Here is an 11,346-nt window from a genome sequence, read left to right as displayed (position 1 = left end):
GCTGCAGGGATTCGACCAGAACCGGATCTGGATCGAGATTGTATGCCTGGCAACAGAACCCACCGCCTGCATGAAACTACTTGCCCTGCACGACGACGACGCGCGCCGCTGGGAACCCAAACGACTCCGGCTGCGACTGTTCTCCGCCGCGGCAGGTCTGGCTCGCTATGCCCGCCCTCCGGTTCTCGGCCCACTGGCCCTACACCGGACTGATCCTGACCGCACTGTCCCGCCTCCAACCCGGCTGACCAGCACAAACCCGCACCTGCCAGACGGGAGGACCAACCACCCGGGCCCGCGGAACCCGGCAGACACTCGCTGAGCGGGCCCCGTACCATGCCGTTTTGCGGCCCGAAAGGGCGGCAAGACGGCAATCCGAACCGATCCGGCCAGCACCTCAGCCCCGCCAGAAATGTGGGTTAGTTAGTCAAATTAACTTGTCCGAAGTACTTTCGTCATTTTGAGAAGTGGCCAACGTCAACTGTCAACTGGCGTGATTGGTCAAGGTTACGTATTCTCACCCATATTGAGTGTTCAACCGGCAGAGATGACGTCACGTAGGAAATCGATGTCTCGATCGGGGCAGGTTCAGTTGCGAGCCGTAGCCGGATCGGGTGGCTGCCGAGTTGGATACCGAGCGGACGCACGGAGCGCACGCAAAGTTGTGAGAGGGCAGTCGATGTCACATCCGTTGTTCGTGGTAGACGAGCATCGTGACCGGCGTTGCTTCGATTCGGTCGGGGTTCTGCGTGCTGGGCATCTTCGAATGTACGTGGGCATCTCGGGGCCGTTCGGGTGCAGCGCACGCCGCATCGTGGCCGGCGTTCCAACGCAGGGGCGCCGATGGGGCGGTCCTGGAGACTTCATCGATGTTTCATCGGTATCTGCGAGGACCGATGCGAACGTTCATCGAGGCGATCATTCGCCGAGGGGCGCGGCTCGGTGAGCGCATCTGAGCCGGCGGTCACGGATTCCCTTCCGAGTATCGCCAGCGGTGACCTGCGCAAGATGCCAATCTGCCTCGGAGAAAACAGTGTCGACTACTTCGTCGGCTTGCGATGCCTCGACGAGATCGCGCGACACCTGGCCGATCTCGACGCCGACTGGTTAATTATCGTCACCGACGACGTCGTTGCTGAACTGCACGGCCAATCGCTGCTGAATGCACTCGACCCACTCCAGAAGGTTTCGATCGTGTCCCATGGTGTGGGTGAGGACGTGAAGACCCTTCAATCCATGGCGAAGTACATCGAAGCGGCGCTCGCCGTGCCGATCTCACGACGTTCGGTTATCGTGTCTCTCGGCGGCGGCGTTCCGGGCAACCTCGCTGGTGTCATGGCCAGCATCCTGTTCCGGGGCATCCGGCTCGTTCATATCCCCACTACAACCGTGGCCGCTATGGATTCGGTACTGTCGCTCAAGCAGGCCATCAACGGACCCGGCGGAAAGAACCAGATCGGGTCCTATTACGCGCCTCAATTCATCGCTGCCGACCTTGATCTGATGCGGACCCTTCCCCGGCGCGAACTTCGTTCTGGGCTGTGCGAAATGGCGAAGAATTGCCTCGCCATCGCCCCCCGCGAGATTCCCCACCTGTGGGTTGCCTTGAACTCAGCGCAGTGGTCGGCACCCGTTGTCCTGAACTGGCTGCTGGAGGCGAGTATCCGCGCCAAGATGGAAGTGACCAAGGACGACCCGTTCGAACGACGTCGAGGGCTGGTCTTGGAGTACGGCCACACACTCGGACATGCAATAGAACTCGTCGACCATCGACGGCGCGGCACCGACGCTTTCAGTCATGGCGAATCCATCGCGATCGGGATGCTGGTTGCCGCACGGATCGCCATGAACCGTGGGCTGCTGGGCGGGGAATCTGTATATGCCCATGACGCGATAGTGAGGATTGGCCTTGGTGTCGAGTGCTCCCCGTTGTCGGGAGTCGGATTTGACGAGATCGCTGCGGTGCTTCGTGGCGATAACAAACGCGGTTACCTAAGTGTCGAGGATGACGACCAGGCACCCTTCGTTTTGCTCGAGAGGCTCGGTCGGCCGGTCGAGACCGACGGATTGCCTCTGACGATGGTCGACTTCGATGAGATCCAGCAGGCGCTGGCGATGACACTGGACGAGGATTCGGCTGCCGCCACACGCGGACTCGAATTGAGCGATGCGGAGTGAAACGCAGATGAGCGACCATCGCGGCTCGGCCGATTGGGCCGCAGAGACCGTTACGTTGGCCATCGACGGCGGGCCACCGATCCGACGAGGGCGGGAATGGCCGGTATGGCCCGAGATCGACCACAACACCGAGCAAAGAGTGCTTGCCGCGCTGCGTTCGCTGCGCTGGTCGGTGACGTGGCCGATTGGCACGGGGATATCACGAGAGCGGTCCTTCGCCGAGGCTTTCGCGCAGTACAACGGGTCACGCTTTTGTGTGAGCGTCGACCACGGATCCAGCGCTCTGCTGATTGCGCTGGAAACGCTGGACATCGGTCCCGGCGATGAGGTCATCGTGCCTGTGCTCACGTGGGTAGCCCCGGCGACCGCGGTCCTGCGGGTGGGTGCCACGCCCGTCTTCGCCGATGTGGACCCGCGGACGGGCTGCATCACGCCGGATTCCGTGCGTAGGTCGATGACATCGGCAACGCGCGCGGTCATTGTGGTGCACCTCGCCTGCGCGATTGCCGAGATCGACGAAATTGTGGCGCTCACGAATGAAGTCGCCGTCGCGGTGATCGAAGACTGCTCGCAAGCCCACGGTGCCATGTGCGACGGACGTCGTGTCGGAACCATCGGGGACCTCGGGGTGTTCAGCCTCGGTGCGGCCAAGACCCTGGCGGCGGGAGAAGGAGGCGCCGTCATCACTGATGATGCTGTCACCTTCGAACGGCTTCAGATGCTGAGGGCTGACTCTCGCCGCTATGGATCGGCGACCAGACGGCGCGACCAACCCGAACTTTACGAAGACGGCGCCGTCATGGGCGCGAATTACTGTATGTCCGAACTCACTGCAGCTGTCCTTTTGGATCAGTTGGCTCGGCTCGACTCCCAGAATGAGCGGCGGTTGGTGAACGCCGAACGGCTGGAGAACTTGCTCTTCCAGTATGATCACTTCGCGCCTCTACCAGTGCCGGGGACAGTACAGTCACGCGCGATCTACGAGTACGCCGTCCAACTGCGACCTAACGTACTTGACCACGCGACGATCGACTCCTACGCACACGCGGTGGCTGAGGAGATCGGCCTACCGGTTTATCGGCCGCGCGCGCCGTTGAACCGAAGCGTGCTGCTCAGACCCCTGACCAAAAAGCGGTTCAGCCAGGCCTGGCAGACGCTGATCGACCAGGACCGTGTCCACCGCTACTACCCGGGAGCCGAGCATTACTATGAGCACACCCTGCTGTTCCACCACAGTGCGCTTCTCGAAGTTCCCGATGATGTCGATGACATTGCCGCGGCGTTCGTAAAGGTAGCTGTCGCATTCGAATCCATCGGCTCCGTCGGTGCGTGATGACCTCAGGTGACGCTGCGGCGCAGAATGATCGAGCGCCGACCGACTACGGCGGCTTATCACTGACCAGCCCGATGGCCCTCGACGGTGAACACGCTGTGGACGCCGACGCCGTGAGCGTGGATGCATCGACGACTCATCAACACTTCGGCGACGACAGTGTAGTCGGCGCGCCGTGGACATCGGACCGACGGACGTCGGATACCAAGATGCTCATGCGCTTCGCGCGGCCTCAATTCCAGGCGCTGACTGTAAGCGCCGTACTCACGCTGCTGACATCTGCCGCGACACTCGCTGTCCCGATGGTGGTCAAGAACATCGTTGACGGCGTGGCGGCGGGAACTTCGCTGCGGATCCCGCTGATCGTGCTTGCGCTGCTCGTTGCGTCGAGCGCGGCGCTAGTGTTCGGCGAATGGATCCTGCTGGCTAGAACGGCTGAGCGAGTTGTCTACGACGCTCGTATCACCCTGTTCCGGCGGTGTCTATTCGCGGCACTATCGCAGCTGGAGCGGCGATCCAGCGGCGACTTCGTCACCGCAGCCGTCGCCGACACCGTGTTGCTGCGCGAGGCAACGTCCAGCTCGCTGATTTCAGTGTTCCATGCGGTCGTCCTGAGCATCGGGACGCTGGTCCTGATGGCGTGCATAGACATCGGACTCTTGGTCGTGATCCTGGTCATGATGGTCGTGCTCGCTGTGTTGCACAAGCTGCTGATTCCCCGAATCACGGTGGCACAACTGCAGGTTCAACGCAGTCTCGGAAATGTCGCCGAGAAGTTTCAGAGCTACCTGACAGCGATTCGTACAGTGAAGTCGACGTGCAGCGAGAACCGGCTGATGACGTCGTTGGAAGGCGACGCCCGGGAGGCTCAGCGTTTCGCCACCCGCGCGATGCGCGTACGGGCACTGGCCACCGTCGCCGTCGACTTCGGAACCAATCTCTCGGTGATCGTGATCCTCGCGCTCGGGGCGGCGCGCGTAGCCAGTGGCCAGATGCCGCTGTCCTCCCTGATCGCATTCCTGATGTACACCTTCGGAGTCGTCGGGCCTCTGTCAGAGATCTCTCATCACTTCTCGACTATCCAGGCCGGTGTGGCTGGTGCGCGCCGGATCGATGAACTCGAGCGGATCCCGCTCGAAGGGGTGGCAACCGAGCAAGCGCGGCGGGTCGACGGCATCGTCGGTGCCGATTGTCTCACCCCGGCTGGGCAGCGTGACCTCATTCCGCTACTTGTGCTGACGTCGGTCGGCTATCGATATGACGAGGCACGACGGCCCGCGTTGGATGGCGTCACGCTCGAGATCCCGGCCCGTGGGCACACCGCTATCGTCGGACCTTCGGGGGCCGGCAAGACGACACTGCTCGCGACCATCCTGCGACTGATCGAGCCGGAGTGGGGCTCGCTTGTCTTGTTGGGCAGGCCGTACACCGACCTCACCTATGACGCCGTTCGCCAACGACTGAGCTACGTCGAACAGGGAACGCCTATCATCGCGGGGACCGTCCGCGACAATTTGGCGCTCGGGCGACCGGATGCGAGTGACGCCGAGATGTGGGACACGCTCGGGCGGGTGCGGCTCGGCGATGCAATCTCCGACCTGCCCCATCGACTCGACACGCCGCTGCGCGGTGGGGTGCTGTCGCTGGGTCAGCTTCAACGCATCGCGCTGGCACGAGCTCTCATACGACCCGCGGACGCAATCATATTGGACGAGGCGACCAGCCACGTCGACCCGGTCACAGCCGCGGCGGTCGGCGAGTGCCTGCACGAGGTCGCACGCTCCTGCGCGGTGATCTCTGTGACGCACCGGCTTTCGTCGGTGCAGGAGGCCGACACGATTCACTTGTTGGAGTCGGGCCGGGTAAGGGCGAGCGGAACCCATGGCGAACTCGTCGAAACCGACGATCTCTACCGCCAGATGGCGCTCGCGGCACGCGTCGACATCGGCGAGGGGGACGGTTCTGCCGTCGCCCGCGGTGAGCGGATGAGGAACGGGGGCCGGCGTTGACCTTCGGCATGCCGACGATGGCTGCTGCGCGCAGCAAGACCGTTGGATTCCTCTTCGCACACTACGACGACGCAGTGCTGTCGGCCTCGGTGCTGCTGTCCGCCGCGGGTGGCCGTTCGATCGACATGGTCTTGTGCTCGCATCCACCGGCCGCCGCTACGACGGCTGATGCCGCGACCACTGCCGATCCGACGAATGCCCATCGCAAGTTCCGCGCGCTGCGTCAAACCTTTGGACGAAACGCCGAGGCCTCGTGGGACGTTCGATCCGGATTTCACCGCCCCGGCGACGCAGTCGCCACCCGGCGCGCAGAACACCAGTTGGCCTGTCACGTTGTGGGCATCGAAACCGTGGGTCTCATGGGCGTCGACGGCCAGTACGGGGGGATGTCCACGACACAGCTGCAACGATGCGAGGCGCTGGCCACTCAAATCGTGCGAGAACGGGGGGTCGATCTCTTGATCAGCCATTCCTGCTCGGCCGCACATCCTGATCACCGACTAGCGGCTGCCTTGGCCGAACGGATCTGTTTGAACAGCGGCATCGAATTGCGGGTGGTTTGCGACCGCCCCTACTGGACCTGCCCGATCGAGCACCGGTGTCCGCAACGCGGGGACTCCGTGGCGGGATGGTCCGAGCATCACAAACTCGATGATGCGGAGTGGTCCATCAAGGACGAAGCCTTCCGCTGCTACGCCTCCCAGGTTGCGCCACTGTTCGACAGCTTCGCCATCTCGTGGGAGACACATCGCCAATTCCTGGGTACCGAATGCCTGCATCGGAGTAGAACGGCAGAGCCGCGGTGACCGAGACATCTGAGCCGTTCGTCGAGCCCACCAGAGCGCGACAAATCATCGGCGACATTCTATGCAATCGCCGGGTGACAACGGCCGACGGAGTCGACCTAGAACTGCACTCGAACATCGACGCGGTCGAGGGCGAGTTCCTCGCCGATTTCATCGACAGTCGACCCTCTGTCATTCACGTCGTCGAGATCGGCTGCGCGTTCGGCTTGTCCTCGCTCTACATCGCACACGGGCTGCGGTCGCGCCCAGGCGCCCGTCACATCATCGCCGACCCGTTCCAGTTCTCTGACTGGCACGGCGTTGGTGTGCGGAACCTCCGCGAGGCCGGCCACGACCGCTTCGAACTAACCGAGCAACCGTCGGAACTGTTCCTGCCGCAACTGGTTGAGCAGAGCGCCGGTGAAGTCGACTTGGTGTTTGTCGACGGCTGGCACACCTTCGATCAGACGATGGTGGATCTGTACTTCGCGAACCGACTTCTGCGAGTCGGTGGCTACGTAATCGTCGACGACTGCGACATGCCCGGAGTCGCGAAGGCGGTGTCTCTTCTGCAGAGCTACCCGTGCTACGAGATGTGCGCTGGATCGGCCCGCCACGGTTTTCGGGGCGTCGCCGGACGGATCCTCGGCCGGCTCGGTCCGGCCGCCGCAGTGATGCCCCACGCCCTGTTCGACCACGTCTACAACCGGATCCGCTATCCCTCGATGGTGGCCCTTCGGAAAACGGACGAGGACCGCCGGGACTGGCGATGGTTCAGGACATTCTAGATGGATCCTTTGGACGGCTGAAGCGCTTGACCACCCGAGGCCGCGACGAAAAAGACACCACCATAATCATCCGGAAGGCATCGATGTGACGGAGACTACATTGCATCCACGCCGCCGATGCCTGGTCACCATCCCAGTGCTCGGCACAATACCCGAGGCGCGCTCGCCGGTCGCTGACGTATTGTCGGCCAGCGCGCACGCGGACCTGCTCATCGTCGACAACGGGGGCGACTACCACCCGGTGGGCGAAGAGGAAGTGGTCCGGGCCGGCCACAACATGGGCTGGGCGGCGGCGTCCAACCTCGGCTTCCGCATCGCCTTCCTCCGCGGTTACTCGCACGCCATGACCTTGAACAGCGATACCCGGCTGTCCCCGAATTTCTTCGCTGGCGTGCTCGACCCCAGACTGCCGGCCGACGCGGGACTGATCGGTCCCATGTACGACGAGGACGGGGTCGAGAACGGCTGGGCGTCACAGTCATCCACGTACCGGGGTGCCGCCGAGGACTATTCGCCGTCACCGCACTTCCGGAGCGTAGCGGCGATCGACGGTACGTGTCTGTGCATCTCCCAGGCGGCCTGGACGAGCGTCGGTGGCCTGGACGAGCGTTCCTTCGGCAGATTCTCCTGGGGAGCCGACATCGATCTTGCCTTACGTTTGCGTGCGTCGGGTTTCGGCGTATACATCACTGAAATGTCATTCCTCAATCACTTCGGCCGCATGAGCGCACGCGCGTTGGTGGGCGAACGGGCCTATCTCACCGAAGCCAGCCGTGATCTGCGGCGCGGCATGCGCCACCTGTATGGCGCACGGAAGTACCGCGCGGTGAAATCGGCAGCCTTCGTGCGCCAAACACTCATTCCCGTCGGAGAGGCCATAACGCGACCACCGTCCAATGCCGCGGCGGCCGGCGCGACGCAGCGGACTCGGCGCGGGGTCGATCAGTGATCTCGGCGTCGGTAGTCGCCGAGGGCGACGGGTGCGTGGAAATCCTGGTAGATCCGGGCGTCTATGCACCGCAACATGATTCGCGCCTGCTCATTCAGGCGATGAAGGCTGCGGGCGTCCTGCCCGCGCGCAAGGTGCTGGACCTGTGTACGGGTAGCGGCGTCATCGCTGTGGCCGCGGCACAAGCAGGGGCGTCCCATGTGACCGCGCTCGATGTGTGTCCGCGGGCGGTGGGTTGCGCGCAACGCAACGCGACGCGTCACGGGCTGAACATCGACGTTCGGCACGGGGTACTCGACGATGCGATCGCTGAGGGCCCCTACGACGTCGTGACATGCAACCCTCCCTACGTACCAGGACCGGTCGGCCTGGACGAGGACAATCTGGTGACCGTGGCTGGTCCATCCGTCGCGTGGAATGCCGGACCCGATGGACGCGATATCTTGAACCCACTGTGCGACAGTGCATCCGAACTACTCGTTGACGGCGGAACGCTGCTTGTGGTGCAGTCCGAGTACGCTGGCATTCAGACGTCGATCGCATCGCTTCGCAAGCAGGGACTCAACGTGGAAGTCGTCGCGCGCAAGCTCGTTCCGTTTGGTCCGGTGTTGACGGCACGGACCGCCTGGCTGCAGGAACGCGGACTGTGCCCCGCCCGCAGGCGATGGGAGGAACTCGTCGTGATACGAGCTGACAAGTAACCACCGATACCAGCCCAACGCCGCCGCGCTGATTCAACGGGCCTTCGCCCGACCAGGACCTGACCCTGCCACCCAAACCTTGGAGGCTTTCATGAACAGCCCCTTCGATGACGAGGATACAGGCGAGGTCCGTCCGTGACAGCACAGTCCTTTCAGGCGAGTGCGCGCCTTGCGACACGCTCACATGCATACGAGCCGGTGATGCGCGCCGAGCTCCCTGCCGCGGGCAATCACGTGCCCCTCTCCGACTCGGGGGTGCTCAGAGCGGTGGTACAACGGTGACAGACGGTTCATTGCGTGGCTCATCGGCCGAATCTTTTTCGTTGAGCGCGACCCAACTCGCAATCTGGTCGGCCCAGCAGCTGTGGCCTGACGTCGCATTCACCATCGCGCTGTACCTGGAGATGGATCGCTTCCCTGACTACGCTCGCTTGTCCTCCGCCGCGCGGACTGCGGGCGCTCGCTTCGGGTCGACCTATGTACGGTTGCAGCGCGTCGAGGGCCAGCCGGTCTTCGTTCCCGACCGCGCGGCCAACGACAACATCGAGATCGTGGACTTCCGAGGATCTGTCGCAGCGGCAGATCAGGCGAACGAGTGGATGGCGCGGGATTGCCGCACGCCACTGGACATGGAGCGCGACCCGCTGCTGAGGCTTGCGCTGCTGCGGGTATCCGAGACAAACACGCTATTCTACATTCGCGGCCACCACGTGCTGCTCGACGGGTACGGCGCATGCAATCTGATCTCCGAGATCGCTCGGCTCTACTCCTTGGACCACCTGCCCGACGGCGAACTGCCGATCGACTACGCGGGCTTCGCGGTCATCCACGATTTCGAGGAGACTTATCGGCGCTCCAGGCGCAGCCGCGAGGATGCCATCTACTGGCGAAATACCCTGAGCGAGGGGTGCGTTCCGCCGGATCTGCGGGGCGACCGTAAGAAGACACCACCAAGCCATGCGTCGACTCGGACTCTGACCTTCTCAACCGACGTCACGGATCGAACCTCCCGGCTGTTGGCCGCCTTCACTACGTTCCTGGCCCGCGTGACCGCGCGACCTGAGATCACCCTGTCGCTGCCGGTGTCGGCGCGCACCACCGCGGCGTTGAAGCGCACGGGTGGAGCGGTCTCCAACGTATTGCCTCTGCGGCTGTCGGCGCCCGACACCGACACCATCGGTGCCCTCACGACCCGCATCGCATCGGTGGTCGCGGCATCGCTGCGTCATCAGCTTTTCCGGCGGTGGAGCGAAGTCGCCGACGCATCGGACAACCGCGGCCTTGCCGCCGACTTCGGCCCGGTCGTGAACTTCCTGGACTTCTTGGCTCCGCTTGAGTTCAGTGGGATGCGAACAACGTGCCAGGTGCTGACGACAGGGCCCATAGCTGACGTCGCGATCAACGTCTACCCCAACCTGGATGAAGATGGTGTACGGGTCGACTTTGCCTGGAATAGCCACCGTTACGATGCCGAGCAAATCGATCGCTACACGGCGCTGCTCCAGTCGACGCTGAGGTTCTTCCTCGAACAGGACCCGTCAGCCGTAGTGGCGGATCTGGATTTGCTCGATGAGGTGGATCGGGACCTGGTACTGCGCCGCTGGAACGACACCACTCGCGATATCGAGTGCGCAACATTGGCGGACGTCCTCGACGACCGGGTCGCAAGGTTCGGAGATGCCGTCGCGGTGGTGACGGAAGGGCGACAGTTAACCTATCGGGATCTTGATGTGCGCGCGAATCGTCTTGCTCGCCAGCTCATCTCGCTAGGGGTTGGTCCAGAAACGTCGGTCGCCGTGGCGATCGAGCGCTCGCTGGATCTCGTCGTCGCCCTGTGGGCGGTACTGAAAGCGGGCGGAGTTTATGTGCCGCTGGACCTCGACCACCCTTCCGAGCGCATCAGGGTACTGGTCGAAACCACGGATTCCCAGTGTGTGCTGGTGGCAGGCGCTGACAGCGTACCCACGGGCATCGGGGCCCGGCCGGTGATCGACGTCGGCGGGATGAGCGGCGCCACCTGGTCTCCGGAACCGGTCACCGATGCCGAGCGGCGCATACCTCTGCGTCCCGATAACACCGCCTACGTCATGTTCACCTCGGGGTCCACCGGAACACCCAAAGGGGTGGCCGTGCCCCACCGCGGGTTACCCAATTTCTGTGCCGAGCAAGGCCACCGCTACGCGGTGACATCGGAATCACGCGTGCTCTTCGGCGCGACGACGACGTTCGACGCATCGATGCTCGAGGTACTGCTCGCTCTCAGTGGTGGCGCAGCGATGGTGGTAGCCCCGGTGCGCATCTTTGCCGGCGGGCACCTCGCGGCGTTTCTGGAAGCCGAGCGGATCACCCACGCGTTCCTCACTACCGCCGTGGTGGCCACGATCGAAGCCCCCGCCGTGTCCTCGCTTGAGGTGCTCGCTTTCGGTGGAGAGGCATGCCCCCCAAATATCGTGGACAGGTGGGCCGGTCAGGTGCGGATGCACCAGGGCTACGGTCCCACCGAAACGTCGATGATGGTCACCATCAGTGGGCCGTTGACCCAAGGTGATTCGGTGACGATCGGCGCCCCGATTCGTAACACCCGCGCGTGGGTGCTGGATGGA

General features: G+C 63.4%; 8 protein-coding genes and 1 pseudogene. All 9 read left to right on the top strand.

Annotated features, from left to right (window positions below; all coding sequences use genetic code 11):
* A pseudogene (locus tag ACT89H_RS29170) lies at positions 1 to 248 on the top strand (transposase); the annotation flags it as partial.
* Between the two features lie 694 nt (positions 249 to 942).
* Complete coding sequence (locus tag ACT89H_RS29165; protein ID WP_445111881.1) at positions 943 to 2,178, top strand: 2-deoxy-scyllo-inosose synthase; 1,236 nt, start codon at positions 943 to 945, stop codon at positions 2,176 to 2,178.
* Between the two features lie 7 nt (positions 2,179 to 2,185).
* Complete coding sequence (locus tag ACT89H_RS29160; RefSeq protein ID WP_445111880.1) at positions 2,186 to 3,511, top strand: DegT/DnrJ/EryC1/StrS family aminotransferase; 1,326 nt, start codon at positions 2,186 to 2,188, stop codon at positions 3,509 to 3,511.
* Positions 3,511 to 5,520, top strand: coding sequence for an ABC transporter ATP-binding protein (locus ACT89H_RS29155; protein WP_445111879.1), 2,010 nt, complete (start codon positions 3,511 to 3,513; stop codon positions 5,518 to 5,520). The genes ACT89H_RS29160 and ACT89H_RS29155 overlap by 1 nt, the downstream gene beginning before the upstream one ends.
* Positions 5,517 to 6,326 carry a PIG-L deacetylase family protein gene (locus ACT89H_RS29150; protein ID WP_445111878.1) on the top strand — a complete coding sequence of 270 codons (810 nt, stop codon included), beginning with the start codon at positions 5,517 to 5,519 and terminating at the stop codon, positions 6,324 to 6,326. The genes ACT89H_RS29155 and ACT89H_RS29150 overlap by 4 nt, the downstream gene beginning before the upstream one ends.
* Entirely contained in the window at positions 6,323 to 7,093 is a 771-nt protein-coding gene (locus ACT89H_RS29145) for an O-methyltransferase (RefSeq protein ID WP_445111877.1), read from the top strand. The genes ACT89H_RS29150 and ACT89H_RS29145 overlap by 4 nt, the downstream gene beginning before the upstream one ends.
* Before the next feature lie 181 nt (positions 7,094 to 7,274).
* Positions 7,275 to 8,042, top strand: a complete 768-nt coding sequence (locus tag ACT89H_RS29140) for a glycosyltransferase family 2 protein (RefSeq protein ID WP_445111876.1) — start codon at positions 7,275 to 7,277, stop codon at positions 8,040 to 8,042.
* A 41-nt stretch (positions 8,043 to 8,083) separates the two neighbouring features.
* The gene (locus ACT89H_RS29135) at positions 8,084 to 8,743 is read left to right on the top strand and encodes a HemK2/MTQ2 family protein methyltransferase (protein WP_445111882.1); all 660 of its coding nucleotides are present in this window, start codon (positions 8,084 to 8,086) and stop codon (positions 8,741 to 8,743) included.
* 323 nt (positions 8,744 to 9,066) lie between these two features.
* Positions 9,067 to 11,346, top strand: a 2,280-nt coding sequence (locus ACT89H_RS29130) for an AMP-binding protein (protein ID WP_445111875.1), incomplete at its 3' end; no start/stop codon positions are given.

It is taken from the genome of Nocardia aegles (genome assembly GCF_052545135.1).
Note: the sequence above shows the minus strand (reverse complement) of the source record. Positions and strands in the feature narration are given on the sequence as shown.

Bases quoted from the DNA above. Each gene is read 5' to 3' on its own strand.
- ACT89H_RS29160 (WP_445111880.1), top strand. From the start codon at position 2,186: ATGAGCGACCATCGCGGCTCGGCCGATTGGGCCGCAGAGACCGTTACG.
- ACT89H_RS29155 (WP_445111879.1), top strand. From the start codon at position 3,511: ATGACCTCAGGTGACGCTGCGGCGCAGAATGATCGAGCGCCGACCGAC.